General features: G+C 42.1%; 26 protein-coding genes and 4 tRNA genes. 16 read left to right on the top strand and 14 right to left on the bottom strand.

Annotation, left to right across the window (positions count from 1 at the left end; translation table 11 throughout):
* Positions 1-4: 4 nt before the first annotated feature.
* Both HX743_RS13090 and HX743_RS13085 read right to left on the bottom strand, forming a co-directional pair.
* The gene (locus HX743_RS13090) at positions 5-307 is read right to left on the bottom strand and encodes a YciI family protein (protein WP_178319430.1); all 303 of its coding nucleotides are present in this window, start codon (positions 305-307) and stop codon (positions 5-7) included.
* Positions 308-336: 29 nt separating this feature from the next.
* Positions 337-948: a septation protein IspZ gene (locus HX743_RS13085; protein WP_004976239.1), complete on the bottom strand. Its 612-nt coding sequence runs from the start codon at positions 946-948 to the stop codon at positions 337-339.
* Between the two features lie 45 nt (positions 949-993).
* Here HX743_RS13085 and HX743_RS13080 point away from each other — a divergent pair, with 45 nt between their 5' ends.
* Entirely contained in the window at positions 994-1848 is an 855-nt protein-coding gene (locus HX743_RS13080; protein ID WP_131261955.1) for a PHP domain-containing protein, read from the top strand.
* Between the two features lie 105 nt (positions 1849-1953).
* Here the strand turns inward: HX743_RS13080 and HX743_RS13075 are convergent, their stop codons facing one another.
* Positions 1954-2862, bottom strand: coding sequence for a bestrophin family protein (locus tag HX743_RS13075; RefSeq protein ID WP_004976242.1), 909 nt, complete (start codon positions 2860-2862; stop codon positions 1954-1956).
* 68 nt (positions 2863-2930) lie between these two features.
* The gene (gene radC, locus HX743_RS13070) at positions 2931-3629 is read right to left on the bottom strand and encodes a DNA repair protein RadC (RefSeq protein ID WP_104853058.1); all 699 of its coding nucleotides are present in this window, start codon (positions 3627-3629) and stop codon (positions 2931-2933) included.
* A gap of 113 nt (positions 3630-3742) precedes the next feature.
* On the opposite strand from radC, the gene coaBC reads away from it, so the two are divergent.
* Positions 3743-5017, top strand: a complete 1275-nt coding sequence (gene coaBC, locus HX743_RS13065; protein WP_004976244.1) for a bifunctional phosphopantothenoylcysteine decarboxylase/phosphopantothenate--cysteine ligase CoaBC — start codon at positions 3743-3745, stop codon at positions 5015-5017.
* 77 nt (positions 5018-5094) lie between these two features.
* On the opposite strand, the gene secB is transcribed toward coaBC, so the two are convergent.
* From secB to rsgA, 4 genes are all read right to left on the bottom strand, one after another.
* Complete coding sequence (gene secB, locus HX743_RS13060) at positions 5095-5553, bottom strand: protein-export chaperone SecB (protein WP_004976246.1); 459 nt, start codon at positions 5551-5553, stop codon at positions 5095-5097.
* 34 nt (positions 5554-5587) lie between these two features.
* The gene (grxC, locus tag HX743_RS13055) at positions 5588-5842 is read right to left on the bottom strand and encodes a glutaredoxin 3 (protein ID WP_004976247.1); all 255 of its coding nucleotides are present in this window, start codon (positions 5840-5842) and stop codon (positions 5588-5590) included.
* Positions 5843-5875: 33 nt separating this feature from the next.
* Positions 5876-6283 (bottom strand): rhodanese-like domain-containing protein, encoded by a 408-nt coding sequence (locus tag HX743_RS13050; protein ID WP_004976250.1) that lies wholly within the window; start codon positions 6281-6283, stop codon positions 5876-5878.
* Between the two features lie 94 nt (positions 6284-6377).
* Positions 6378-7436: a small ribosomal subunit biogenesis GTPase RsgA gene (gene rsgA, locus HX743_RS13045; RefSeq protein ID WP_178319429.1), complete on the bottom strand. Its 1059-nt coding sequence runs from the start codon at positions 7434-7436 to the stop codon at positions 6378-6380.
* A gap of 123 nt (positions 7437-7559) precedes the next feature.
* Here rsgA and orn point away from each other — a divergent pair, with 123 nt between their 5' ends.
* Positions 7560-8117, top strand: coding sequence for an oligoribonuclease (orn, locus tag HX743_RS13040; RefSeq protein ID WP_178319428.1), 558 nt, complete (start codon positions 7560-7562; stop codon positions 8115-8117).
* 210 nt (positions 8118-8327) lie between these two features.
* On the opposite strand, the gene HX743_RS13035 is transcribed toward orn, so the two are convergent.
* Positions 8328-9203, bottom strand: a complete 876-nt coding sequence (locus HX743_RS13035; RefSeq protein ID WP_178319427.1) for a metal-dependent hydrolase — start codon at positions 9201-9203, stop codon at positions 8328-8330.
* A 120-nt stretch (positions 9204-9323) separates the two neighbouring features.
* On the opposite strand from HX743_RS13035, the gene HX743_RS13030 reads away from it, so the two are divergent.
* The 5 genes from HX743_RS13030 to HX743_RS13010 all read left to right on the top strand — a co-directional run bounded on the left by HX743_RS13030 (position 9324) and on the right by HX743_RS13010 (position 14820).
* Positions 9324-10400 (top strand): AraC family transcriptional regulator, encoded by a 1077-nt coding sequence (locus HX743_RS13030; protein ID WP_178319426.1) that lies wholly within the window; start codon positions 9324-9326, stop codon positions 10398-10400.
* Positions 10401-10806: 406 nt separating this feature from the next.
* Entirely contained in the window at positions 10807-11610 is an 804-nt protein-coding gene (trpA, locus tag HX743_RS13025) for a tryptophan synthase subunit alpha (RefSeq protein ID WP_004976260.1), read from the top strand.
* The gene (accD, locus tag HX743_RS13020) at positions 11607-12503 is read left to right on the top strand and encodes an acetyl-CoA carboxylase, carboxyltransferase subunit beta (RefSeq protein ID WP_004976262.1); all 897 of its coding nucleotides are present in this window, start codon (positions 11607-11609) and stop codon (positions 12501-12503) included. The genes trpA and accD overlap by 4 nt, the downstream gene beginning before the upstream one ends.
* On the top strand, positions 12500-13783 hold the full coding sequence (folC, locus tag HX743_RS13015; RefSeq protein ID WP_178319425.1) for a bifunctional tetrahydrofolate synthase/dihydrofolate synthase: 1284 nt from the start codon (positions 12500-12502) through the stop codon (positions 13781-13783). The genes accD and folC overlap by 4 nt, the downstream gene beginning before the upstream one ends.
* Positions 13774-14820, top strand: a complete 1047-nt coding sequence (locus HX743_RS13010; RefSeq protein ID WP_372238851.1) for an SPOR domain-containing protein — start codon at positions 13774-13776, stop codon at positions 14818-14820. The genes folC and HX743_RS13010 overlap by 10 nt, the downstream gene beginning before the upstream one ends.
* A 63-nt stretch (positions 14821-14883) precedes the next feature.
* On the opposite strand, the gene HX743_RS13005 is transcribed toward HX743_RS13010, so the two are convergent.
* Positions 14884-15708 carry an MBL fold metallo-hydrolase gene (locus tag HX743_RS13005; protein WP_178319423.1) on the bottom strand — a complete coding sequence of 275 codons (825 nt, stop codon included), beginning with the start codon at positions 15706-15708 and terminating at the stop codon, positions 14884-14886.
* A gap of 132 nt (positions 15709-15840) precedes the next feature.
* On the bottom strand, positions 15841-16482 hold the full coding sequence (locus tag HX743_RS13000; protein WP_178319422.1) for a peroxiredoxin: 642 nt from the start codon (positions 16480-16482) through the stop codon (positions 15841-15843).
* Positions 16483-16820: 338 nt separating this feature from the next.
* On the opposite strand from HX743_RS13000, the gene secA reads away from it, so the two are divergent.
* The 8 genes from secA (at position 16821) to HX743_RS12960 (ending at position 23251) form a co-directional block, all read left to right on the top strand.
* Positions 16821-19535 carry a preprotein translocase subunit SecA gene (secA, locus tag HX743_RS12995; protein ID WP_178319421.1) on the top strand — a complete coding sequence of 905 codons (2715 nt, stop codon included), beginning with the start codon at positions 16821-16823 and terminating at the stop codon, positions 19533-19535.
* Between the two features lie 163 nt (positions 19536-19698).
* Positions 19699-20055: a hypothetical protein gene (locus HX743_RS12990; protein WP_167845789.1), complete on the top strand. Its 357-nt coding sequence runs from the start codon at positions 19699-19701 to the stop codon at positions 20053-20055.
* 195 nt (positions 20056-20250) lie between these two features.
* A complete protein-coding gene (argJ, locus tag HX743_RS12985; protein ID WP_178319420.1) occupies positions 20251-21471 on the top strand; it encodes a bifunctional glutamate N-acetyltransferase/amino-acid acetyltransferase ArgJ in 1221 nt (406 codons plus the stop codon).
* 150 nt (positions 21472-21621) lie between these two features.
* On the top strand, positions 21622-22689 hold the full coding sequence (gene nadA / locus HX743_RS12980) for a quinolinate synthase NadA (protein WP_026438463.1): 1068 nt from the start codon (positions 21622-21624) through the stop codon (positions 22687-22689).
* A gap of 153 nt (positions 22690-22842) precedes the next feature.
* Positions 22843-22919, top strand: a tRNA-Pro gene (locus HX743_RS12975).
* A gap of 46 nt (positions 22920-22965) precedes the next feature.
* Positions 22966-23042, top strand: a tRNA-Arg gene (locus HX743_RS12970).
* Between the two features lie 38 nt (positions 23043-23080).
* Positions 23081-23156, top strand: a tRNA-His gene (locus tag HX743_RS12965).
* 18 nt (positions 23157-23174) lie between these two features.
* A tRNA-Pro gene (locus tag HX743_RS12960) sits at positions 23175-23251 on the top strand.
* Between the two features lie 161 nt (positions 23252-23412).
* Here the strand turns inward: HX743_RS12960 and HX743_RS12955 are convergent.
* Genes HX743_RS12955 through HX743_RS12945 form a run of 3 tightly spaced genes read right to left on the bottom strand, consistent with a single transcriptional unit; the run spans position 23413 to position 25620 of the window.
* A complete protein-coding gene (locus HX743_RS12955) occupies positions 23413-23889 on the bottom strand; it encodes an OmpA family protein (RefSeq protein ID WP_178319419.1) in 477 nt (158 codons plus the stop codon).
* Positions 23882-25117: a diguanylate cyclase domain-containing protein gene (locus HX743_RS12950; protein ID WP_178319418.1), complete on the bottom strand. Its 1236-nt coding sequence runs from the start codon at positions 25115-25117 to the stop codon at positions 23882-23884. Before HX743_RS12950 ends, HX743_RS12955 begins: the two co-directional genes overlap by 8 nt.
* On the bottom strand, positions 25114-25620 hold the full coding sequence (locus HX743_RS12945) for a YfiR family protein (protein ID WP_178319417.1): 507 nt from the start codon (positions 25618-25620) through the stop codon (positions 25114-25116). The genes HX743_RS12950 and HX743_RS12945 overlap by 4 nt, the downstream gene beginning before the upstream one ends.
* Positions 25621-26083: the final 463 nt, after the last annotated feature.

Here is a 26083-nt window from a genome sequence, read left to right as displayed (position 1 = left end):
GCGCTTATCCTTGAGGGAATGCTTTATTGAATGGCTTAACGTCAATGTGGCTATATATGCCTTCTTTTAAGAAAGGTTCATCTTGTAGCCAAGCATCGAGTGCTTCACGACTGTCAAAATCGACAATCATGGTGCTGCCATAAAAGCCTGCTTGTGGATTGCTTGGGTCTTTTGGCATTGCCCCCGCCACAATTAAGCGACCTTCGGCATCGAGTTGTTGCAAACGTGCAAGATGTGCAGGACGGGTCGCAAGACGTTTTTCCAGTGTACCTTCACGGTCAGTACAACTCAGAACAAATAAAGGCATAGTTACTCTCGAATATCGCAGATCAGAAATTATTCAGATGTTTTAAAGTATTTGCGCAATACAATAAACTGCACAATGATAAAGGAAAACATCACAATCATGTCACCAAAAGCAGTGAATTCGCCCCAATATTTTCCGTCCATAAATAAAAATGCAAAAAATACGTGTAGGAAAGACATGACTGCAAACATGGCTGCCCAAGTATAATTCAGGTTTTTCCAGCCAGCTTCGGTCAAGTTGAACACAGGCCCAAATAAGCGTTGAATCAGTGGTTTACGGTCTTTGCTGAACCATGGTGATAGCAAAAAAGCACCTGCAAATACAATGTTTAAAATGGCAGCTTTCAGGCGAATATAAAAGTCATCGCTTAACATTAAAGTAACGCCACCAAAAATTACGGTCATAAACAGCACAATCCACTGTTGTTTATCTAAACGGAATTTTTGCATGATGAACAATGCGCCGTACACCACTAACATCGAGATGATCAGACCTGTGGTGGCCACCAAAATATGGTTGTTATCGACACCGCCTGCAGAGCCGATGAGTTGTAGTAATTGATGATTAGTGTCTTTTGGATCTACAGTTTTGTATAAATAAAAGAAAATAATGAGGGGCACAAAGTCTAAAAGTGCTTTCATGTTAGAGTATCTAAATCTGATCAAATAAATGACATAGTATAAGTGATGCACGGCGTAGATTTACATACACACAGTAATATTTCTGATGGAACTTTGTCACCTGGAGAATTGGTGTCTGCGGCAATTCAGCAGGGCATTCATACCTTGGCATTGACTGATCATGACACAATGGATGGGCTGGCTTTGGCAGAGCAAGCGGCTCAGGGGCAAGATTTAAAGATTATTTCGGGAGTGGAAATTTCCAGTCAATGGTCACGTCCTGCCACTAAAAAAAGCTATAGCGTGCATGTGGTGGCGCTAAACATGCAAAATCCTGCACCTTTACAGGCGCTGCTGGAACAGCAAAAACAAATTCGTGCAGAACGTGCCAAACAAATTTGTGATTTACTCACTCCGCTGATTGGACAAGATATTTATAATGATGTACTTCTTAAAGTCGAAGGCGTAGCAGATCGGATTACCCGTACGCACATTGCCAAAACCTTACAAGAAAAAGGCATTGTAACGCGAGTGCAGCAAGCATTTGATAAATACATCAAAGAAGGCAAAAAGGCTTATGTGAAATTTGATGGCTTGAGTTTGGAAGATACGATTCGGGTAATTCATGACAGTCAGGGTTTTGCCGTGTTGGCGCATCCAACCCGTTATGATTTATCTGCGACCAATATTCGTTATTTGATTGAAATTTTTGCCAAATATGGGGGTGATGCAGTGGAATTGCCGCCTAATATTGACCCTGCATCGACCCGTCAAATGGTGGATCGCATGATTGCTGAACATGGTCTAAAAGTATCTGTCGGCAGCGATTTTCATGGTGAAAATATGCCGTGGATTAAATTGGGCAATATTCCGCGGGTGAAAGATGGTCAAATTGGGATTTGGGAGAGTTTTGTTGAGTAACTCCCTCATCCCAACCTTCTCATATAAGCAGATGTGATATCCATTATTAAAATTTAGAAAGGATAAAAACTCCTTCTCCCTCTGGGAGAAGGTTGGGAAGAGGGTCTAAAGCAAATTATTGTCCTGTGCCTGAATTGGTGGTGGCGTTGGTTTACCCAACGTACCCAATAATTCAATTTCAATGGTTCTTACCATGGCATCTAAAGGTAAGTCATTGCTTTGCGTGCCAAAAGGTTCTTCAATTTCAGAACTGAGCGCATCCAGACCTAAAAAAGTATAAGCCAAAATACCGACCAAAAGCGGAGTCGCCAATCCGAGTGTAGACCCTAAACTAAAGGGCAACATAAAACAGAAAAAGTACACTGTTCGGTTAAGTAGGACTGAATACGCAAAAGGGAGCGGTGTGGTAGCAATACGGTCACAACCCGTGAGTACCAAACTCAGCTCTGTGACGTGTTGATTCATTTGTGTGTAAATAATATCGGAAATTTCGCCCTCTTTAAGTGCTTGCATTAACTCCCATTGAATCAAACTGAGCGTGTATTGCGGCGCATTGGCTTGTTGATACAGTTGGGTAATTGCTTGCTGACTCATGCCACTGGTTTGAATTAACTCGGTTGGATTGGCAGTTTGATGACGCAGGCGGTCGCGCAAGACATTGGCAAATACAATGACGTGCTGAATGACGCGTTCACGTCGTGCTTGACTAAGTATACGGCAGTCGCGGTCAAAGTGGCGCGCGTTGGCAATCAGCATGCCCCAAAGTTTACGTGCCTCCCACCAACGGTCATAACAGGCAGAGTTTTTAAAGCCCAAAAAAATCGACAGCACCACCCCAATTAAAGTAAAGCCAACCAAAGGCAATTCTGGAAAATGAAAATAACCAATATAAGACAAACCGCCAATAATGGTGGAGATCAACATCACCACGCCCAAAGGCGGTAAGACCTTCGGTAAAATCGTGCCCCGCCAAGAAAACAGTAAGTTAAATACACTGGGTTGATCGACTATCATTTTATTAGAATCATCACAATTTTTTGATGATCTTCTGTGCTTGTGCAGGCTTTGTCAATATGCAAATTTTAAGTGTGCTCAAATTTAAGCAGTTGTTGTTCGGCAAAGGAAAAATTACCTTCACTTGAGATGATACAGTGATCGATCAAACGCAGCTCTAGCAACTGACAGGCTTGCTGAATCTGCTGCGTCAGGATTAAATCTGCACGTGAGGGATGTGGCAATCCGAAAGGATGATTGTGTGCAATCACAATCGCCGTAGCGTGTTGGCTAATTGCAAAACGCAGCAATTGATTAATAGAAATTTCACACGAATTCACTGCGCCATAAAATAACTTTTTAAAGCTGATTTTGCGTAAACAGGCATCTAGACAAAGTACCGCAAACACTTCTTGGGTTTCGCCCAAAAGTTCAAAACGCAAATACTCCATCAAACGTTTGGAGTTGCTAAGCTCTAGCGCATCTTGTTTTAAATGTTCAGCCACATAACGCCGTCCGAGTTCTTTAACTGCCATGAGCTGTGAATATTTACTGTTACCCATGCCGTGAAATTGACACAACTCGGCAATGGGTGCATCGAGTAAAGTAGTGAGATTGCCAAAATGCTGAATTAGCAATCGTGCCAACTCCACCGCAGAATGTTGTTGCGAGCCTGAGCGCAGGAAAATAGCCAGTAGTTCGGCATCGGACAAACTTGCAGCACCATTTTGAATCAGACGCTCACGTGGCCGTTCTTGTTCAGGCCAATGTTTAATAGATAAATGCATTGTTATTTGACTTTTTTATTCTAAATTTGAAACTTAAATCCCAACAGATCTCTTGGGAATGACATTATTTAATGCTATTGTGAGCGCCACTGCAACAAAAAGGTGGCTTATTTGTGAGCTTCGATTTAAGCGTCCTCCCTCATAAAAACATTATTTTAGCTGTGACAGGCGGCATTGCGGCCTATAAAAGTGCGATTTTAGTGCGTCGTTTAAAGGATGCGGGGTTTAGTGTTCGCGTGGTCATGACCAAGGGGGCACAAGCTTTTATTACACCGCTGACCTTTCAAGCACTGTCAGGCAATCCAGTACATACCGAATTATTAGATACCGAAGCCGAAGCAGGCATGGGGCATATTGAATTGGCACGGTGGGCCGATTTAATTTTGGTTGCGCCCGCCAGTTGCGACACCTTAGCCAAATTTGCTGCAGGTCTGGCCGATGATTTGCTCAGTACTTTATATTTAGCCACCACTGCACCAGTTTGGGTTGCACCTGCCATGAATCAGCAAATGTGGGCAGCCAAAGCCACACAGCGTAACTTAACCACTTTGGTGGAAGATGGCGTGCATGTAATTATGCCCGATGCGGGCGAACAAGCCTGTGGAGATGTTGGTTTAGGGCGTATGCCAGAACCTGAAGATTTGGCGCATCAGGTGACGCAGTATTTTCATCAGGCACAGCGTGCTTTGGTGGAAAAATTTGGCATGTTGGCAGGCAAAAATGTCACCATTACAGCAGGCCCAACCCGCGAAGCTTTAGACCCTGTGCGTTATATTTCTAACCATAGTACAGGCAAAATGGGTTTTTCTTTGGCTGCAGCCTGTTATGCAGCAGGGGCAAAAGTCACGCTTATTGCAGGCCCAGTTAGTTTAGATACGCCAAATGGGGTACAGCGAATTAATGTGTCTTCTGCAATTCAAATGCTAGATACCAGTTTGCAGATGCTTGAACAAGGCTGTGATATTTTCATCGCTACAGCCGCGGTGGCAGATTACCGCGTGGCAGAAATTGCGGAACACAAAATTAAAAAATTAGGCGATGAGCTGAATGTGGCGTTGGTCAAAAACCCTGATATTGTTGCGACCATTGCGCAACAGGAAAAACGTCCGTTTATGGTTGGCTTTGCTGCAGAAACCCGCAATGTAGAAGAGTATGCAGCAGGCAAGTTGGTGGCGAAAAAGTTAGATATGATTGCCTGCAATGACGTTTCCCGTGCCGATATTGGTTTTGCTTCCGATGAAAATGCCATGACCGTATTTTTTGCCGAAAGCTACCGTATGGAAAAACGCGATTTGGAAAAAGCCTCTAAACAGGAAATTGCGCAGCAATTGGTCGAAGCGATACACGATGCCTTGTATCGAGATCCATCTCAGGATGATGATTTTTAATTTTGATCGTCCATCAGCAAACGGATGACATAAAAAACCGCTGAAATTTCAGCGGTTTTTTTATATCCAATCGCGAATTAAGCTTGACCTTCAGCTGCAGCGGCTTGAGCACGTTGCATATTGGCTTCAAACTCGGCATCGAAGTTGATTGGCGTTAACAATAATTGTGGGAAGCTGCCTTTGGTAACCATATCATTCACTGCTTCACGCAAGAATGGGAACAAAATGTTCGGGCAGTATGCGCCAAGAATGTACGGTAAACGCTCTTCTTCAACGCCATCAATCAGGAAAATACCAGCTTGGGTAACATCAACAATAAATGCAGTATCGCCCGCGTTGTTGGCTTGAACCACAACTTTTAATGCTACTTCAAAGTGGGTTGGATCAATTTTTTCTGCAGAAGATGACAGGTTGATGTTCAATTCAGGCTGCCATTCTTTGGTAAATACTTGTGCCCCAGGAACTTCAAAAGAAATGTCTTTGGTATAAATACGCTCTAATGCCAATTGTGGTTGAGCTTGTTGTTCTTCACTCATGTTAAATCCTTAAGAGTTGGTTATCGTATTATGTTTATGCCAATAATTGATCAAGCTTGCCTTCGCGATCTAACGCATATAATTGGTCAAAGCCGCCAATAAACTGGTCATTGATGAAAATTTGTGGAACGGTACGATGATTGGTGCGTTGCATTAATTCAACACGTACTTCAGGCGCTTCATTCGACAAATTAATTTCTTTATAGGCAACGCCTTTACGCTCAAGGAGTTGTTTTGCACGAATGCAGTATGGACATACAGTCGTTGAATAAATAGTGACTTCAGCCATGATTGTTCTCCTTGCGAAAAATATTGGGTAAAACTATTTGCTTTTTACTAAAGGTAAACCTTGTGCTTTCCAGTTGCTAATACCGCCATCTAAACGATAGGCATCGGTATGTGCGACCTGTTGTAAAGCACTGCCTGCAACCTGACCCAAGTTACAGATAAAGACCAATGGGCGATCTGAGGTTTTTAACTCTTCAACATGCTTGGTAATTTGGCTATAGGGAATATTGCGGCTACCACTGATATGACCTTCACGGAAATCTTTGGCATCACGTAAATCAATCAACATGGCATTTTTAGCTTTGACTAAAATACCCAAAGATTGTGGGGAAATTTTGCGACCATTGCGTTGACCTTCTAACACAAAGAACAACACTACCAATACAGCCAGCGTCCCAAATAAGAAGGGATGATTCCCCATAAATTCGAACCAACGTTCCACAAGTCACCTAATTACAATGTCAAAATTGTTCAAGAGTATAGCGTATAAATATGGCGATCAAAAACACCGCTTCAAGGGCAGCGCCACAATAAAATTAATTTTTTTGTTGCGCTTCGGCAATTTCATCACACAGTCTTAAATAACTGTCTAAACGACGCGATAATATTTCACCTTCTGCAGCAGCCAGTCGCAGCGCACATTGCTTTTCATGTTTATGGGTACAGTTGCGGAATTGGCAATGCCCCAGCAGGTTTTCAATTTCAGGAAAACCATTTTGAATTTTATCTTGGCTTAAGTGCCATAAACCAAATTCACGAATCCCCGGTGAGTCAATTAAGGCTGCACCATCTCCAAAGCCAATTAAGCGGGTAGAGGTTGTGGTGTGTTGTCCAAGTGCTGAGTTTTCTGAAATGATATTGGTCTTTTGCGCCGCTTCAGGCACGATGGCATTAATCAGCGAGCTTTTCCCCACACCCGATTGTCCAACAAAAGCCACCGTTTCACCTGCCAAACGTGCCGCCAAATGCTCTAAATTCGCATCGGACTGGGTTTGCATGACTTCATACCCCAAGTCTTGATATTCCTTAAGCAAGTCTAAAATCGGGTCGTTTTCTTTGAGCAAATCAGATTTGTTTAAAACCAATAAGGCGGGAATATCGGCATCGGCACAAGCAACCAAATAGCGGTCAATCAAGCCCGGTGCAGGTTCAGGCAAAGGCGCAAAAACAATCACAATCAAACTGATATTGGCGGCAACAGGTTTAACTTTGTGATAACGATCAGGTCGGGTCAATAAAGATTGGCGTGGATGAATCGCGGTAATAATCCCTAAACCTGTATTCGGATCGGCTTGCCATTTGACCCGATCTCCCGTCACCAATAATTCTAAATTGGTGCGAGTATGACAACGCCAAATGCTGCCTATTTCGATAGGTTTCCAAAACGGTTCAGGCTCACCTGCGTGCACCACAGGTTTTTCAGGATGAATTTCAGGAACAGATAAAGCCTGCACTTCTAATTGACGACCATAGTGTTGTACCACCAAGCCTTCTAAATCATGTGAAGTGTCAATGTCTGTCTGACGTGACTTGTGTTGTTTTTCAATTCGACGTTGCTGTTGTTCAGTCAATCGACGCTTACGAATTAAAGCCATTCATATCCTAAAAAACCATGAACTCAGGATGGCAAAAATAGCATGAAGCGGGGGCACAGTTACAGCCAAGAAGCAAGAAATTTGCTACTATGTTGTTTTTAAGCCGAATAAGATTGCACATTTATGAGCAGCACGCCTGATACTAGCCTCATTTGGATTGATTTGGAAATGACAGGTTTAGATACCGATAACGACCAAATTATTGAAGTGGCTACCATTGTGACCGATGATCATTTAAATATTTTGGCAGAAGGTCCTGTGCTGGCTGTGCATCAACCTGATCGTATTTTAAATGCCATGGATGAGTGGAATACACGTCAGCATGGACAATCGGGCTTAATTGAGCGTGTGCGTCGCAGCAAACTCACTGCGCAGGATGCAGAACAGCAAACTATTGAGTTTCTGAAAAAATGGGTTAATCCTAAAACATCGCCAATGTGTGGCAACTCAATTTGCCAAGACCGCCGTTTTTTACACCGTTTAATGCCTGAATTGGAACAGTACTTCCATTATCGTAATTTGGATGTTTCATCAGTGAAAGAGTTGGCAAAGCGCTGGCGTCCAGAAATTATGAGCGGTTTGAAAAAGAATGCGTCGCATTTGGCGATGGATGATATTCGTGATTCGATTGCCGAGCTGAAATATTATCGCCAATACTTTTTTATTATGAATCAGGACTAAAACCTTTTTCTGCGTAGGAGATGGAGCTGTAACAGTAACAGCGATCTCTTACGCTTAAACTGTGTTGGTCACTCATAAATAAGAAATAATAAGATATGACTCAGCATTGCCTTATGCCTTACTTTATATAAAGATATTAGAGGCAAGTTTGTATAAAGCTAAGCAATGCTTAGGTGTTCATTGGTTAAAAGCCAAGCAAAACCAAAAGCTTTATTTTCCTGCCTGCCAAAAAGCTTCACCCGCCTGAATTGGATCATTGGTTTCAGCTAAGGTGTTCAGCCAAACATCGTATTGCGCAATAATCGGGTGTTGGCTAGGGTGGAAATCAGGCTTAAACCAGTCTTGAAATTGTGGTTTCATTTTGCGTAATTTTCCATTTTTACCCAATAGCCATTGCAGCCCGCGTGCATTCATCTTTAAGCATTGTATGCGGCTAAAACCATCGTATCTGAGCATGACATTAGCACGGTAAAGGGTAAACCCAAACATCAAACCTGTGGTGAGTACCAATGCCATTTTTCGGGTCACTTCAGGCACATTGCCCACCTGTTGCATCACATCAAACGCCACATCACGATGCTCCATTTCTTCAATCGCATGCCACGCAAATAAAGCACGGACATACGGATGTGCATCTTTCAGGGTGTCTTTTTCGCCATAAAATGTTTCTGCCATAAGTGCGGTTAAGTGTTCAGCCGCCGCCGTCATGGCAATGTTGTATTGAGGCGAGCGATATTTCAGTTCAAACTTAAAAATCTTGTTCAGACGCTGAATAAACTGATCTACAGGCATGCCTTGATCTTTCATAACCTGATTCATTTTGTCGTGTGCAATGCCGTGCTGAGCTTCTTGCCGAATAAAATCGGCAACACGTTGTTTTAAGTCTGGGTCTTGAATTTGATCGCGGAACAAACGTACTGATTGAATGAAATAACGCTCACCATCAGGAAAAGTCAGGCTTAAAGCGTCAAACATGCGGGTCAGAAACGGATCACCTGCAAACCAGTAACGCGGCACATCGGCTAATTTAAAATCGAGATTGCTGCGTACCATCGGCGTAGCATGATATTGGACAAGTGCATTCATTTTATTTTATTTCACTCTGGTCAATCCTGTTTGTAGTATGTCGGGCTTTGGCAGATTTGTTTTGACAGTATTTGCCAGTTTTTATACATTAAACGACAAAAGAAAATGATGCATGTCAAGATGAGCAAGCACGTAAGTGAAATCCAAATTCCAAATGGCTATTATCAACTTTGGTTACGCTATTTATCTGCACAGGGTAAGATTCCTGAGCAGCTTGGATTTTTGCCTGCACAATTGCAGCAGTTACAGCATGTGTTGGCATTGCCTATGGATACCCAATCGTCTTATCAGTTTTTTAACGACATCATCCAACACAGTATTCAGTTTTTAGATTGTCCAACGCTCGTTTTTGAATTGGCACGTTATATTCAGCCTGAACATTTTGGCGTGCTTGGCTATATGGCATCGCGTAGTAACAGTGTTGCAGAAGCCATTCAATATATGATGCGTTTTAGCCGTTTGGTGGTAGATGGTACGGCAGCCGTACCGATGCGACTGGAACAACAACCAGATGCTTTATATTTATCATGGCCGTTGGTGGATGAAAAATACAGCTTGGTTCATGAAATGACTTTTGCCTGTATGACTCAATTGGCCATGCAAATTTTTGATTTTCAACACTCTCCGATACGGGAGATTCATTTTGCCCATGCACCGCGTATGGCGATGCTGCATTATGAAAAGTTTTATGGTTGTAAGGTTTTATTTAAGCAAGCGGAATATCAAATTGTTTTAAATTTAGAAAGCCTCAGTTTAAAACCACAGCAAGCCGATCCCTCTTTAATTCATTTACTCACCAAACAAGCTGAAGATGCGATTGCGTTAAAACCACAATTAGAAACCGTGCAGCAGCAAGTCCAAGAGCAGGTGGCGCATTATTTACGTTATGAACAGCAAGTGCCGAGCATTGAATGGGTGGCGCAGCGTTTATTTCGTTCAGGGCGTACGTTACAGCGTCAGCTTAAACAGGAAGGTACGGGTTTTAAACAGATTCTTGAAATAGAACGGATGCAGCGCTGTGAAAACTTACTGCGACAAAATGTGAGCCTAAGCGATATTGCACAGTTGTTGGGTTATTCAGACCAATCGGCTTTGGCGCGTGCCTATAAAGCCTGCACAGGACAGACCTTGCTAAAACGTAAACAGCAGTTGCAGCAAGCTGAGGATGCGCTTTCTCTACAGCAAAATACGCCATAAATAGTATGGATTGGCTCATTATCAACAGGTGATTTCGCGCTAAGAGATTGAAAATAAGCTGTGTGTAGCCATGACCGAATCAGCTTTTGCAAGGTTGATAAAGCCTAAGATAAAACCTGAAGTTGTTTATTTTTATCAATATTTTTAAATTTAAAAGCACGATTGAGCAAGTTTCAAAAACCGATAAGCAGGCAAAATTAGGCATCTTTGATCATTGAGAAAAAAGCGCAAATATCAGTAAATGTAGCCTCGCGGTTGTTCTGAATAAATCGTTTTGCAAACAGAAATGCAGCAACCCATGCCTGTGCGCTATTCATTGAGTAAAAAATAGCGTTACAATGGGTCAATTTGTATTTCTACAATAGCAAATGTCTCAGTTTTAATCATTCAAGGAAAATACAACCCTATGTCACGTTTAGCCACACGATTTGCACAGCTTGAATCTCAACAGCGTAAGGCCTTGGTTTCTTATGTTATGGCAGGTGACCCTCATCCAGAAGTCACAGTTCCGTTGTTACATCAAATGGTCGAGGCAGGGGTAGATGTCGTTGAATTAGGTTTGCCGTTTTCAGACCCAATGGCTGATGGTCCAGTAATTGCCCTCGCTGCAGAGCGAGCGTTGGCAGGTGGAACCAATACGCTAGATGCTTTAAACATGGTCAAAGAGTTCCGTCAAAAAGATCAGGAAACTCCTGTGGTATTGATGGGATATTTAAACCCTGTAGAAGTCATTGGTTATGAAAAGTTTGTTGAATATGCACATGACTGTGGTGTCGATGGTGTACTTCTGGTCGATTTACCACCTGAAGAAGCCCAAGAATTTGATGAAGTCCTGAATAAATATGGGATGAATCAAATTTTCTTGTTAGCGCCAACTTCTACACCAGAGCGTATTCAATTTGTTGCAAACCAAGCCAGTGGCTTTATTTATTATGTTTCTTTGAAAGGCGTGACGGGTGCAGCAACACTTGATGTTGCAGAAGCAGCAACCCGCATCCAACAGATTAAAGCTGTAACCAACGTGCCTGTGGGTGTGGGTTTTGGCATCAGTGATGCTGCATCTGCCAAAGCAATGGGCGCGGCTGCCGACGCAGTCATTGTCGGAAGTGCTTTTGTAAAACAATTTGCGAGCTTAGCACCAGAACAAGCCGTCATTGCAACGGTTAATAAAGTGAAGGAGCTTCGAGCTGCGCTCGATGAGTTAGTATGAGTCAAGAAGTGAAAACAGGGAAAATTCTAAGCCCATCGACGCCGTGGACTGCACGTGGTGTACCTGGTATTGAAACACCAGATGAGCAACAAGCGTTAAAAGCGATCTTTACTGAACCAACGATTGAATGTCCAGAATGTCATGCCTTGGTGACACGTACGGCAATGTCATTCAACGCTTATGTATGCCCACAATGTGATGAACATTTACGCATGAAAGCGCGTGAGCGTTTAACTTGGTTCTTTGACCAAGTACAAAACGAATTAGGTCAAGAATTCTCTGCCAAAGACCCACTCAAATTTGTAGACAGCAAAGCTTATCCTGAGCGTATGACTGAAGCGCAAAAGAAAACGGGTGAAACCGAAGCGTTAGTGGTTATGCAGGGCTTATTAAAAGATATGCCAGTCATTGCTTGTGCATTTGAGTTTGATTTTATGGGCGGCTCAATGGGTACCGTAGTGGGTGACCGTTTTGTGCAAGCTGCTGAACGTGCGATTCAGCAAAAACAACCGTTAATTTGCTTTGCAGCATCTGGCGGTGCGCGTATGCAAGAAGGCATGTTGTCATTAATGCAAATGGCGCGTACTTCTGCAGCAATTCAACGCATGAAAGAAGCAGGCTTGCCGTACATCGTAGTATTAACTCATCCTGTATACGGTGGTGTAACTGCATCATTGGCGATGTTGGGTGATGTACACATTGCAGAACCTAAAGCGATGATTGGCTTTGCGGGTAAACGTGTCATTGAGCAAACTGTACGTGAAAAACTGGAAGAACCATTCCAACGTGCAGAATACTTACTTGATCATGGTGTGGTCGATCAAATTGTCCATCGTCATGCATTACGTGATACAGTTTATCGTATTCTTGCGAAACTGATGAACTTGCCTTGAACACAGCACCTCTTGCAACCGATGATTTAAACACATGGCTCAATTATTGGAGCCATGTTCACGTTACGGGTATTGATTTAGGTTTGGAGCGGGTTATTCCCGTTGCAGAAAAACTGGGGTTGACCCATCCTAAAGCCAAAGTCATTACGGTTGCGGGAACCAATGGCAAAGGCTCAACCACAACCACTTTAGCGGCTATTTTAAATGCGCAGGGCTATCGGGTTGGGTTGTACCAATCGCCACATATTTACCGTTTTAATGAACGAGTCAAATTAGCAGGCGTCGAGGTCGATGACCAAAGTTTGATTGATGCTTTTGTGCAAGTCGATCAAGCACGACGTGATTGCGATCTGAGTTTATCTTTTTTTGAAGCCACGACTTTGGCAGCCTTTGTGATTTTTAAAGCACGAGACTGCGATGTGTGGGTGCTTGAAGTCGGTTTAGGTGGGCGCTTAGATGTGGTCAATGTCGTCAATCCAGATGTGGCGGTTATTACCAATATCGGTTTAGACCATGTCGATTGGTTAGGCGATAGCATCGAAAAAATTGCCTATGAAAAAGCAGGCATTATTCGTCCTAACATTCCTGTCATTTTTGCAGGTCAGCAAGATTTGCCTCAAGCTATTCACGACAAAGCAGCAACCTGCAATGCACCTTTGTTTGTCTTGAATCTTGATTATTTTTATCGGGATATGCATGATGGTCAGTCATGGATATTTGCTGCATCGGGTTGCACCTTAAAACTTCCAACAGGCAGTTTAGCCCTCGATAATATTTCAACGGCTGTGGCAGCAGTCTTGCACAGTGGTTTAGAAATCACCCAAGACGCAATTGCACAAGGTATTCAAACGGCCAAATTGGCGGGACGTTTTGAAATTCGTCAAATTCAGGGCAAAACCGTGATTTTTGATGCAGGACATAACCCGCATGGCGTTGAATTTTTGTTAAAGCAATTGCGCAATTTCTTAAATTACAATAAACAGTACACTGAAGTGGTCAGTGTTTTTTCAATGCTTGCAGATAAAGATATAAATTCTGTGGTTGAGTTATTGAAAGATAGTGTCGTAATGTGGAAAATTGCCACATTAAATGTGCCTCGTGCGGCAGAGATCACGGTTTTGGATCAGGCTTTGCAAGGCGAAACAATACAACACTTCGACAGTATACAATTGGCTTTTAAATCAGCACTGGATGAAACAAAAAATAATCAGCTGATTTTGGTATGTGGATCATTTCATACCTTAGAAGCGGTATGGGAGTATTTGGAAGAATGTCAATGAATAACAAACAGCGCTGGATGGGTGGCGTTGTTTTATTAGGTGGTGGTGTTTTATTGGCAGCATTGCTTTTAAAAGGGCAAGAAGAAATACATCAAAATAATGTGAAAACCCCAAGCCAAGCCGAACAAGTTCAACATAAAAATGCCAATCAGGCAGAAATGGTGCAATTGCAACCTTTAACTGTCGATGTGCAAACCGAGCAGCGTCTGCTTGAAGAGCAGCGCCGTGCGCGTGAAAAAGCAGTAGCGGAGCAAGAAGCACGTGCAGCTGAGTTTTTAGCGATGCAACAACAGGCAGAAGCTGAAGCAGCGCGTAAAGCTGCAGAAGAATATGCTGCCTTAAATGCATTGCGTTCTGGTCAGCAGCAAAGTTCTGACAATATTCCACCGGAATTGGTCGAAGATGAACAAGCCAAGCAAAAGCGTTTGGCTGAAGAAAAAGCTGCCCAGCAAAAGAAGTTAGAGCAGCAAAAGGCAACGGATGCCAAGAAAGCTGCTGAGTTAAAAGCCGCGCAAGAGCGTAGTGCTGCAGAGAAAAAAGCAGCAGATGAAAAGCGTTTAGCGGAAGAAAAACGTATTGCAGAAGAGAAGCGCAAAGCGGAAGAACAACGCCAAGCCGATGCAAAACGTAAAGCTGAACAAGAGCGCAAAGCAGCAGAAGCGAAAAAAGAAGCAGAACGTAAGGCTGCCGAAGAAAAACGTAAAGCTGAGGAAAAACGCAAAGCTGAAGAAGCTGCCAAGAAAAAGGCTGAAGCTGAAAAAGCACGTAAGTTATTGGAAGAAGGCGATAAGCAGTGGATGGTACAAGTGGCTTTGGCTGCTAACCAAGCCAATGCCGATGCTTTGGCGGCAAAACTGAAAGCCAAAGGTTATAAAGTCACCCAAAGTCCAACGTCTAAAGGGGTTCGGATTATGGTTGGGCCATCTAAAGACCGTGATGCTGCCGATGCAACCCGTAAGAAAATTACCGCAGACCCTAGTTTAAATATGAAGTCGGCATGGGTAATTGACTGGGTGCCGTTAGAGAAACGCAACTAAATCATTTAATCAAGCTGCGGTCTTTAAAAAGGATTTAATCGTTTCGGTTAAATCCTTTTTTATTTAGGCTTTTGGTATTTGATATTGCGCTAAGGCAATTGGATCATGTGCGCAAATAATCTCAACTTGTGGTGCAGTTTGAGCCAAATGCTGAATATTCGCTAAAGTCTTTAAACGCATTAAATTATTTTCTGCAAACAAATACTCAACTGTATGTAGTGCTGGGAAGCATTGTTTAGGGTCTAGCTGTGCTTGCGCATAATAAGCATCGCCACAGAAAAATAACCAGCCCTGTGCCTGCCGAATGGCAATGCCACAATGACCAGCGGAGTGTCCAGGCAAAGGAATCAGTAAAATTTCATCCTTAAAAATTGTTAAACCTTGCACACGATTAAAATTAAACCAAGCTTCACCTCGGGTTGGTTCTAAAAAATCCCAATGAGTATGTTGCTGAAATTGCTTAGGTTTATAACGCATGCGATTTTTTAAAGACTTTAAATTGCAGACTGCCTTGTATTCACTCGCGAAGATATGCACAGTCGCGTTTGGAAAATCAGCAATCCCACCCGCATGATCAAAGTCCAAATGCGATACCAAAATATGTTGCACATCACTGGCCTGATAACCAAGTTGCTGGATTTGCTTGAGTGCGGTCTGGCTTAAGTCGTGTTGAATCCGAGCGGTATGGGTCAGTAATGTGCCTAAACGCTGTTTGGGATGTAAATAATCCTCAACGCCTAAGCCTGTATCGACCAAGACCAAGCCTTGATCTGTTTCTAATAATAGACAATGGCAGACCAATTTTGCCTGCCAACCTTGTTGTCCAAATAAAGGCGCACAGATTGGGCAAAACGTGCCGCAATGTAAATGATGAATGTTGTAGATCACAAAATGACGTTTTTTTATGAATGTTATTTTGCTTATACCTGATCTGTTGTGTGTCGCCAATCACAATTGGATTAACGGAATTGGAGCATAAAAAAGCCTATCCGAAGATAGGCTTGCTCATGTAACACTTAATTAAGTGCGGTTCGGTTGTTTGGTCAAACGTAAATAAGGCTTGATGGCTTTATATCCACTTGGGAAGCGTTCTTTAAGTTCCGCTTCATCCTGAATGGCAGGCACAATGACCACATCTTCACCATCTTGCCAGTTGGCAGGCGTTGCAACCTTGTAATTGTCAGTCAGTTGTAGTGAATCAATGACACGTAAAATTTCGTGGAAATTACGTCCTGTAGAAGCAGGATAAGTAATGATCAAGCGTACTTTTTTATTTGGATCAATAATGATCAGTGAGCGGACAGTCAGTGTTTCACTGGCATTCGGGTGAATAAAATCATACAAAGTAGACACTTTACGATCTTGGTCGGCAAGAATTGGGAAATTAACTGTCGTATTTTGAGTTTCGTTAATATCTTGAATCCAGCCTTTGTGAGATTCTGCATCATCTACAGAAAGGGCAATCGCTTTAACATTACGTTTGCTGAACTCGTCTTTAAGTTTTGCGGTAAAGCCTAATTCTGTGGTGCAGACAGGGGTGTAGTCGGCAGGGTGTGAAAATAAAATCCCCCAGCTGTCACCTAAAAACTCATAAAAATCAATCTGGCCTTCATTTGAATCTTGTGTAAAGTTGGGTGCGGTGTCACCTAAGCGAATGGTCATGCTGTGCCTCTAATGTTTTGTGTTGTATGTTGAATGAACACTACTATGCGTTATTTCTTTTGCAAAAATAAATAGTGTTTTTGTATGTTCTTATGAATAAATAGAATAAGTGGTGTGGTTTTTATTGCTTTTTCAAAATAGATTCATGTGCTATTGCTATATATCGCCCGCTCGAAATTTGTTACATTAACTGCCACTTAGCAGCGAGAAATGGCAAGTAGAGATTGGAATTTTTAATAGGTTTTTGTGCAAAACCCTTGTACTTCAAATTTCTAGCACCATAATAACCCCTAAGAAAAACCTATTTATTTGACAAGCAAGATTTAGAGAGTTTATTCATGTTGGCAAGTCTGATCGGAGGAATCTTCGGTACTAAAAATGAGCGCGAACTCAAACGCATGCGTAAAATCGTAGACAAGATTAATGCGCTCGAGCCGACGATATCTGCCTTAAGCGATGCAGACTTATCTGCAAAAACCGAAGAATTCAAACAACGTTATAACAAAGGCGAAAGTTTAGATAAATTATTACCAGAAGCATTTGCAGTATGTCGTGAAGCCGCCAAACGTGTCATGAGCATGCGTCACTATGACGTGCAGTTGATTGGTGGTATTACCTTGCATGAAGGTAAAATTGCAGAAATGCGTACAGGTGAAGGTAAAACCCTAATGGGAACTTTGGCCTGTTATTTAAATGCTTTAAGTGGTCAGGGCGTGCATGTCATTACTGTAAATGACTACTTGGCACAGCGTGATGCTGAACTCAACCGTCCTTTGTTTGAGTTTTTGGGTTTAAGCATTGGCATTATTTATTCGATGCAAGACCCGACAGAAAAAGCACAAGCTTATCGTGCAGACATTACTTACGGTACCAATAACGAATTTGGTTTCGACTATTTGCGTGACAACATGGTGTTCTCGCTGAGTGAGAAAAAACAGCGTGGTCTGACTTATGCCATTATTGATGAAGTGGACTCGATCTTAATTGATGAAGCACGTACCCCATTAATCATTTCTGGTCAAAGTGATGACTCATCGCAGTTATATGCAGCAATCAACACCATTCCGCCAAAATTGCATGCACAAAAAGAAGAAAAAGTAGCCGATGGTGGACATTTCTGGATTGATGAAAAACAACGTACTGTAGAAATGACCGAAATTGGTTATGAAACGGTAGAAAATGAATTAATTCAAATGGGTTTATTGGCAGAAGGCGAAAGTCTGTATTCTGCATCTAACCTGAATTTGGTGCATCACGTGTCTGCTGCCATTCGTGCGCACTTCTTGTATCAACGCAACGTGCACTACATCATTCATGATGGTGAAGTGATTATTGTTGACGAAAATACAGGTCGTACCATGCCAGGGCGTCGCTGGTCAGAAGGCTTACACCAAGCGGTAGAAGCCAAAGAAGGCTTAGAAATTCAGCCTGAAAACCAAACTTTAGCAACTACAACTTTCCAGAACTATTTCCGTTTATACAAAAAATTATCGGGTATGACGGGTACTGCAGATACTGAAGCTGCAGAAATGAAAGAAATTTATGGTTTGGATGTGGTGATTATTCCAACCCACCGCCCAATGATTCGTAATGACCAGAACGATTTGATTTATTTAAACCGTGCAGGCAAATACAACGCAATTATTCAAGAAATTCAGCGTGTGCATGAAGCGGGTGTAGCGCCAATTTTGATTGGTACCGCAACCATTGAAGCTTCGGAAATTTTATCGGACAAACTGCGTGAAGCGGGTATTCAGCACGAAGTGTTAAATGCGAAGCAACACGAACGTGAAGCCGACATTATTGCACAGGCAGGTTCACCACGAGCGGTGACGATTGCGACGAATATGGCGGGTCGTGGTACAGATATTTTGCTCGGTGGTAACTGGAAAGCCTTGCTTGCCAAAATTGAAAATCCAACCCCTGAAGACGAAGCTCGCTTAAAAGCAGAGTGGGAACAAAACCATGACATGGTGTTAAGTTCAGGTGGTTTGCATATTATTGGCTCTGAACGCCATGAATCACGCCGTATTGATAACCAGCTACGTGGTCGTGCAGGTCGTCAGGGTGACCCAGGTGTGTCACGTTTCTATCTTTCACTTGAAGATGACTTGATGCGTATTTTCGCAGGTGACCGTGTCGTAGCAATGATGCGCGCTATGGGCTTGCAGGAAGATGAAGCGATTGAGCACAAAATGGTGTCTCGTTCCATCGAAAATGCACAGCGCAAAGTTGAGGCACGTAACTTCGATATTCGTAAAAACTTGCTGAAATACGATGATGTGAATAATGAACAGCGTAAGATCATTTATTCACAACGTGATGACGTGTTAGCAGAAAACACCCTGCAAGATTATATTGAAGAAATGCATCGTGAAGTGGTCACAGGTATGATCGCCAATTATATTCCACCAGAATCAATTCATGACCAATGGGATATTGATGGTTTAGAGCGTGCCTTGCGTGATGATTTAGGTATCGAATTACCAATTAACCAATGGCTTGAAGATGATCGTCGCCTAGATGAAGAAGCTTTAGTAGAACGTATTGCCGATGAAATTGTCACACGTTATCGTGCACGTCGTGAGCAAATGGGTGATGAATCTGCAGCGATGTTAGAACGCCACTTTATGCTCAGTTCACTTGATCGTCATTGGAAAGATCATTTGGCGGCTATGGACTATTTGCGTCAAGGGATTCATTTACGTGGTTATGCACAAAAGAACCCTGAGCAAGAGTACAAAAAAGAAGCCTTTAACTTATTTGTGAATATGTTGGGTGTGATTAAAGCCGATGTCGTGACCGATCTTTCGCGTGTGCATGTCCCAACACCTGAAGAATTGGCAGCGATGGAAGCTCAACAGCAAGCGCAAGCAGAAGCGATGCAGCTTAATCTTTCACATGCTGATGTAGATGGTTTAACGGGCGAAACCTTTGAATCAGAACCACAGTACAGTGCTGCTGAGCAAACGGTTGTTGCGCCTGCAAGCCGTAACTCGCCATGCCCATGTGGTTCAGGACTGAAATATAAACAGTGTCACGGTAAAATCTAAACCTGTCTTGTTACAACTTAAGCAGAACTTTGGCTCTGCTTTTTTGTATTTTGGGGCGCAAAATCTTTGTGGTAATAGTTTTGCAAGATGTGTATAGCATTTGCAGATTTTGGAATTAAATGCTATTTAGTTGCACATGCAATATCCATGTGTGGAACAAAAAATGAAAAAAGTATTACAACCTTTAATGATTGTTGCCTTGAGCTTGCCTACTTTCACATTTGCAAATGCGGCAACAACGACAACTCCTGCAAAAGTTCAAGCTGCTGTGGGTGCGACCACTGCACAGGTACAAGTGGATAATGGTCACGTGACTGTGGCAAGCCCACGCACAGGTATTCGTTATACCTTTGCCAATCCAGATCAGCGTCCAATCGTGTTGCATACTGCAGCGATTGCACCTGCGAATGCTGCCAATGTAAATCGTATTGTGGCTGCAAATCCTGCTTTATCTGCAGCAAGTCAAGAACGTGCAAAACAGGCTTTATTGGGTGAAACCGTGGTTGCGACTACGCCATAATCCCAATAGGCTCAATCAGTATAATTTTAGTTGCTGATGCATTACATTGAAGATTAAAACCAGTCCATACGGGCTGGTTTTTTATATATGACCTTGTGTATTAACAAAAGTTGAATCAAGCAGGGAGGATGCTCGATTTTTTCTTCAATTTCCACTAAGCTGTGACATTCTCAAATTTGTACTGGAAATTTCAAAATGGCAGTTGGTGACGTCTCTATGCCACACATGCATGTGGTCAAAGGTGTAAAAATTGGTTCAGCAGAGGCTTATGTGCGTTATCAGAACCGACGTGACCTGGTTATTTTTGAATTTGCAGCAGGCTCAAATGTAGTGGGCGTATTTACTCAAAACGCATTTTGCGCTGCACCTGTGCATGTGTCCAAAGCACATTTAGCTCAGGGCAATCCGCGTTACTTGGTCATTAATACAGGCAATGCCAATGCGGGTACAGGCAAATTGGGTATGCAAAATGCAGAAATTACCTGTGCCAAATTGGCTGAATTGGCAGGTGTATCTACCCAAGAAGTTTTGCCATTTTCTACAGGTGTGATTGGCGAGCAATTGCCGATTGAACGCTTGGTTGCTGGTTTAGCGCCTGCTTTGGCATCGGTACGTGAGGATGCTTGGCATGATGCTGCGACAGGTATTATGACCACAGATACCACACCAAAAGGTGCTTCTGAACAGTTTGAGTTAGATGGCATTATTTATAGCATGACAGGCATTTCTAAAGGCGCAGGTATGATTCGCCCAAATATGGCGACCATGCTTAGCTATGTTGCAACCGATGCACCAATTCAACGTGACATCTTGCAGCAATTGCTCAAACGCAGCGTAGAACAATCATTTAACCGTATTACTGTAGATGGCGATACCTCGACCAATGATTCATGTATCTTGGTGGCGACAGGTCAGGCGGGTGGCACTGAAATTTGCAGTGAAAATGACCCGCGTTATGCTGTGGTATTAGATGTTTTGAATCGTGTGATGTTGCGTTTGGCACAACTGATTATCCGTGATGGTGAAGGTGCAACAAAATTCATCACGGTACGTGTTGAAGATGGTGACAATACCCAAGAATGTTGTGATATTGCGTACAGCATTGCACATTCACCATTGGTAAAAACGGCCATTTTTGCCTCAGATCCAAACTGGGGGCGTATTCTTGCTGCAATTGGTTATGCAGGCGTGCCAAATTTAGAGGTTGAAAAAATTCAGGTTTGGTTGGATGATGTGCAAATTTGCAAAGATGGCGGTGCTGCTGCCGACTATACCGAAGCAGCGGGCGCGCGAGTCATGGCACAAACCGAAATGACCATTCGTGTAAATTTAGGACGTGGTCAAGCGACAGATACAGTCTATACTTGTGACTTGTCTTACGATTATGTCAAGATCAACGCGGATTACCGTTCGTAAAAATTCAAATTGAGTGATAAAGCCTCCGTTGTGAGGCTTTTTTAGCATTCAATCGGCAAAGGGCTGGTGAATGAGTAAATTGCCCCCATATCATCAGTGACTTGAGTAAGCTTGTGTTCGGGCAAGCATGAAGATAGAGAAGACGTTGTTATGAATGATGCGACCAATTTAATTGCCAATGAAGCCAAATCAATTGTGCAGGCGCATTTAGATCGCTTGGGTGAAACCAAAGAACATCATTTGAGTGAGCAAGCCAAGCAGGAAAAATTTGCGCAAATTAAAGCAGAACTCGAAAAGCACAATGCTGTCTTGGTTGCCCATTATTACTGCGATCCTGAAGTACAGGAACTGGCTGAATTAACAGGTGGCTGTGTTTCGGATTCACTGGAAATGGCACGTTTTGGTCGTGATCATGCGGCAACCACGTTGGTCGTAGCTGGTGTAAAATTTATGGGCGAAACTGCCAAAATTTTATCGCCAGAAAAAACCATTCTTATGCCAACTTTAGAAGCAACTTGCTCACTGGACTTAGGTTGTCCTGTCGATGAGTTTAGCCGCTTCTGTGATGCGCATCCTGATCATACAGTCGTGGTTTATGCCAACACGTCCGCTGCGGTAAAAGCGCGTGCAGATTGGGTCGTTACCTCAAGCTGTGCGGTTGAAATTATTGAACATCTCGATAGCTTAGGTGAAAAAATCATTTGGGCGCCAGATCAGCACTTAGGACGCTATATTCAAAAGAAAACTGGCGCAGATATGCTGCTTTGGGATGGTTCGTGTATTGTGCATGAAGAATTCCGTTCACGCGGTATAGCCAATATGAAAGCCATGTATCCGGATGCAGCAGTTTTGGTGCATCCAGAATCACCAGAATCAGTTGTTGATGTAGCTGATGCGGTGGGCAGTACCTCGCAACTTATTCAAGCGGCAAAAACTTTGCCACACGAGCGTTTAATTGTGGCAACAGACCGCGGTATTTTCTACAAGATGCAGCAAGCTGTACCAAATAAAATTCTAATTGAAGCACCAACTGCAGGTGAGGGTGCAACCTGTCGTTCATGCGCACACTGCCCGTGGATGGCGATGAATGAATTGGATGGAATTTTGCATGTATTGCAAACAGGTGATCAAGAAGTATTCGTTGAACCTGCCATGGCAGAACGTGCTAAATTACCACTAGATCGTATGTTGAATTTCAGTGCGAGCTTAAAACGCTAAAATTGATTGAAAAATATCAAAAATGCTTGATAAATATACGGTTGAAGCTTTTTTTTAATTTTTTTTAAATATAGGTGTTGACGTCTTCGGGCGTCGCGCCTAGAATGCACACCGTACCGCACGATGTGCGATACACAAAAAGCTGAGATGAATCGGAGCATAGCACAGCCTGGTAGTGCACCTGGTTTGGGACCAGGGGGTCGTAGGTTCGAATCCTACTGCTCCGACCAATTCTTCAAGGCAACGTATCGCATGATATTATGTATCATCGGTCATGCGCCTGTAGCTCAGTTGGATAGAGCATCCGCCTTCTAAGCGGATGGTCACAGGTTCGAATCCTGTCAGGCGCGCCATTTTTTGGTAGCTTGGTATAAAAGAACCAAACATAATGGTGGATGTAGCTCAGTTGGTAGAGCCCTGGATTGTGATTCCAGTTGTCGCGGGTTCGAATCCCGTCATTCACCCCAATCTCTTTGAGAGATAAACGGAGCATAGCACAGCCTGGTAGTGCACCTGGTTTGGGACCAGGGGGTCGTAGGTTCGAATCCTACTGCTCCGACCATTTTCTAAAATAGAAATGGTCAAATAGATAAAGATACCGCGTTAAGCGGTTTTTTTATGCCTGAAATTTAGAAAAATACTTTTGTTGATTACATCTTTTAGTTGAAATAAAAAAGCCTCAATGACTGAGGTTTGATGATCCGTTGAAATTTCTGTAGGGCTTTAAGGTACTATCGTCACATTTACACGTCGGTTAATCGCGCGATTTGCTGGTGTATCGTTGCTCACCATCGGTTGAGATGCTCCACGACCAATCACCTGAATATTGTTTCGTTCAAAACCCTGATCTAAAAAGATCTGAGCCACATTTTGGGCGCGTTTTTCCGATAGGGTTTGATTGTAGCTGGCTAAACCTACGTTGTCTGTGTGACCAATAAACTTGAGTTTATCCAAGTCATATTTATGCAGCTGTTGTGCCAATTGGTTGAGGCGTTCTTTTTGGTTGTTTTGAATGGCGTATTCATCAAAACCAAATAACAAGCGTTCAGGCAGGGCTAAAGTCCAGCCATCATCACTTAAAATAAAACCTTCTTGTTTTAGCATGCGTGCCTGCTTATAGCTGACATTCCCTAAACTCATGCAAGCACTGAGTGAAACCATAACAAAAATAAGTGTACCGATCAGAACTTTTTTAAGCATAAGGAACCTGTTTGTTGTTTGATTGAGGTGAAATATACCATTTTGAATGATCACGTTTGGCTTTGAGCATCGCGCGATCGACATCGGCAATTAAATTTTCAGGAGTTTTGGCATATTCAATCAATGCTACGCCAATACTGACATTTAAGGAAACTTGTTGCTGTTCATACTTAAATGTAGAGGTATAGCAAGCATGAATCTTTTGACAATAATCCTCTAATTCTGCAGTGGAGTGTGAGCCAGTTAAGATTACTGCAAACTCATCGCCACCTAAACGCGCAACAAACGCATGTGAGGGCAAAATCTGAATTAGACAATGTGATGAATCACGTAAAATATTATCGCCCGTCAAATGCCCAAATTGGTTATTGATTTGGTTAAAGTTATTAATGTCTAAAAAAAATACTGCAGCCGTAGCAGAAGGCTGGGTAAATAGCTTAAACAGTGTTTCATAAAAATAATTACGATTTGGCAACTGCGTTAAATTGTCGTATTGCGACTGAAATTGCAGTTTATGATTTTCAACCAATAAATTCTTATGGGATTGTTCAATCTCATTGAGTAAGCCATTAAAGGCATAACTCAGTTCATGAAGTTCTTGAATATCTGAACTTGAAACGCGCAGCTTATAATTTTTTTGTGCACTGATCTCCTGTGCCGAGCTGACAATAGAACTTAAAGATTGCATGAGATATTGATAAATTGAATTAATTGACCAAAACACAGCAATTAAAAGCAAAATAAAACCGAAAATTAATCCTAAAACGATTTTATAAAAAAAACTGACCAAGTCACTAGAGTTTCCATACACCACCAACTCACCATAGTTTTGCTGATCATGGTCAATACTCAGCCGAACAGGATGATTAAAAAACAAATAATCCAATAAAGCTTGAATTGAGAAATGATCTAAGTCTTGCTGCTCAATAAAAGCAATACGCGTTTGTTTGGGTGATAGTACTTCAATCGACCGAATAGAATAACGCTGCGTATGTTCAGAGAGAATTTTGTTGAGCGTCATTTGATCATTAAAAACCACTGCAGGCTGAATGCGCTCATTTAACGCAGCAGATAAGTTTTGTAGACTATTTTTGGCATAAGCATTCATGGTGTAGGTTGAGATCACCAAAAAAATACCAGAGCAAATTGTAAAAGTTAAAACAAAAATAGTGAGTTGTGCGCGTGTGAATAATTGATGCAAAGTAATAGGGGAGTATAACTGCTTCATGAGTTTGACTCCGATGTTTTTGCAAGCAGTAATACACGCGGATCAATATGCACTTGAGATTGAGTCAAGCTTTCCATGTTGACTTTAAAAGCATAGTTATCATTTTTTTTATAAAGACAAAAAGCGCTGCCAGTTTCACATTCCAGATTGTTTAAACTAATAGATAGGGCTGGAAATCGAACTTGAGTATTTAAGGTATGTTGTTCTTGTGCAGCAGAAAGCGTAGAAAAAATTAATATTTGACAATTACTTTTAGATATTTCCTGGCTTTGAATGGGTTGAATGTCATATTTATTATGTAATGGGGCATGTTTTTTGAATTGTTGTGCAATATTATCTTGATTTACGACACAAAGTTTGGGCGTGCTAGCTTGCCATTTTGCATACGCTAAAATGGAGAATGTAGTGCTATAAAGATTTGATGCGGGTGCAGCATACAAAAAAGTAGGCGTTTGCATTGCTACAAATGACAGCAAGGTTATTATTTTTAAATTTTGAGTCATTTCAACACAACACGAATGAACATAAAAATAGTGTAGCTAAAATTTGAAAATAAGCATACTGCTAATTTTGAGCAAGAATGATACAGATTTAAAATATTTTGCCGAATAAATAACCGTTCGGACTAAAAAACTGATAAAACTTAAAAAGAGGGGTTGCAAGGCGAAATATTTGCCCTATAATGCACATCCATCGGCGGTGATGAAGATTAAAACTTCTGGTAAAACAATGACTTGATTGAAATCGATTGGGTTGGGTTTTAGAAAGGAAGTTTAAAATAATTTAAATTACCAGTTGACACTTTAGAAATAAAGCGTAATATAGCCGACCTAGCTTGATGCTGACGAAGCATCGAGAAGATCATTAAGAGATTATGAAGAACAACTTGTGTGGATTTTTACTGATTGATTGATCGAAAATATTTCATTGATTGATTGGTTTAAATTACTCGAAGTTTATTTGAGC

The organism is Acinetobacter sp. Swhac1, from assembly GCF_013390985.1.
Lineage (GTDB): Bacteria > Pseudomonadota > Gammaproteobacteria > Pseudomonadales > Moraxellaceae > Acinetobacter > Acinetobacter towneri.
Note: the sequence above shows the minus strand (reverse complement) of the source record. Positions and strands in the feature narration are given on the sequence as shown.

Coding starts and splice junctions, on each gene's coding strand:
- HX743_RS13030 (WP_178319426.1), top strand. CDS start 9,324: ATGAGCAAGCACGTAAGTGAAATCCAAATTCCAAATGGCTATTATCAA.
- rsgA (WP_178319429.1), bottom strand. CDS start 7,436: ATGGCTTTAATTCGTAAGCGTCGATTGACTGAACAACAGCAACGTCGA.
- nadA (WP_026438463.1), top strand. CDS start 21,622: ATGAATGATGCGACCAATTTAATTGCCAATGAAGCCAAATCAATTGTG.
- radC (WP_104853058.1), bottom strand. CDS start 3,629: ATGCATTTATCTATTAAACATTGGCCTGAACAAGAACGGCCACGTGAG.
- HX743_RS13010 (WP_372238851.1), top strand. CDS start 13,774: ATGTCAATGAATAACAAACAGCGCTGGATGGGTGGCGTTGTTTTATTA.
- argJ (WP_178319420.1), top strand. CDS start 20,251: ATGGCAGTTGGTGACGTCTCTATGCCACACATGCATGTGGTCAAAGGT.
- HX743_RS12990 (WP_167845789.1), top strand. CDS start 19,699: ATGAAAAAAGTATTACAACCTTTAATGATTGTTGCCTTGAGCTTGCCT.
- trpA (WP_004976260.1), top strand. CDS start 10,807: ATGTCACGTTTAGCCACACGATTTGCACAGCTTGAATCTCAACAGCGT.
- secA (WP_178319421.1), top strand. CDS start 16,821: ATGTTGGCAAGTCTGATCGGAGGAATCTTCGGTACTAAAAATGAGCGC.
- accD (WP_004976262.1), top strand. CDS start 11,607: ATGAGTCAAGAAGTGAAAACAGGGAAAATTCTAAGCCCATCGACGCCG.
- HX743_RS13000 (WP_178319422.1), bottom strand. CDS start 16,482: ATGACCATTCGCTTAGGTGACACCGCACCCAACTTTACACAAGATTCA.
- orn (WP_178319428.1), top strand. CDS start 7,560: ATGAGCAGCACGCCTGATACTAGCCTCATTTGGATTGATTTGGAAATG.
- grxC (WP_004976247.1), bottom strand. CDS start 5,842: ATGGCTGAAGTCACTATTTATTCAACGACTGTATGTCCATACTGCATT.
- secB (WP_004976246.1), bottom strand. CDS start 5,553: ATGAGTGAAGAACAACAAGCTCAACCACAATTGGCATTAGAGCGTATT.
- HX743_RS13090 (WP_178319430.1), bottom strand. CDS start 307: ATGCCTTTATTTGTTCTGAGTTGTACTGACCGTGAAGGTACACTGGAA.
- HX743_RS13075 (WP_004976242.1), bottom strand. CDS start 2,862: ATGATAGTCGATCAACCCAGTGTATTTAACTTACTGTTTTCTTGGCGG.
- HX743_RS12945 (WP_178319417.1), bottom strand. CDS start 25,620: ATGACTCAAAATTTAAAAATAATAACCTTGCTGTCATTTGTAGCAATG.
- HX743_RS13035 (WP_178319427.1), bottom strand. CDS start 9,203: ATGAATGCACTTGTCCAATATCATGCTACGCCGATGGTACGCAGCAAT.
- HX743_RS13080 (WP_131261955.1), top strand. CDS start 994: ATGCACGGCGTAGATTTACATACACACAGTAATATTTCTGATGGAACT.
- HX743_RS12950 (WP_178319418.1), bottom strand. CDS start 25,117: ATGAAGCAGTTATACTCCCCTATTACTTTGCATCAATTATTCACACGC.
- HX743_RS13085 (WP_004976239.1), bottom strand. CDS start 948: ATGAAAGCACTTTTAGACTTTGTGCCCCTCATTATTTTCTTTTATTTA.
- HX743_RS12955 (WP_178319419.1), bottom strand. CDS start 23,889: ATGCTTAAAAAAGTTCTGATCGGTACACTTATTTTTGTTATGGTTTCA.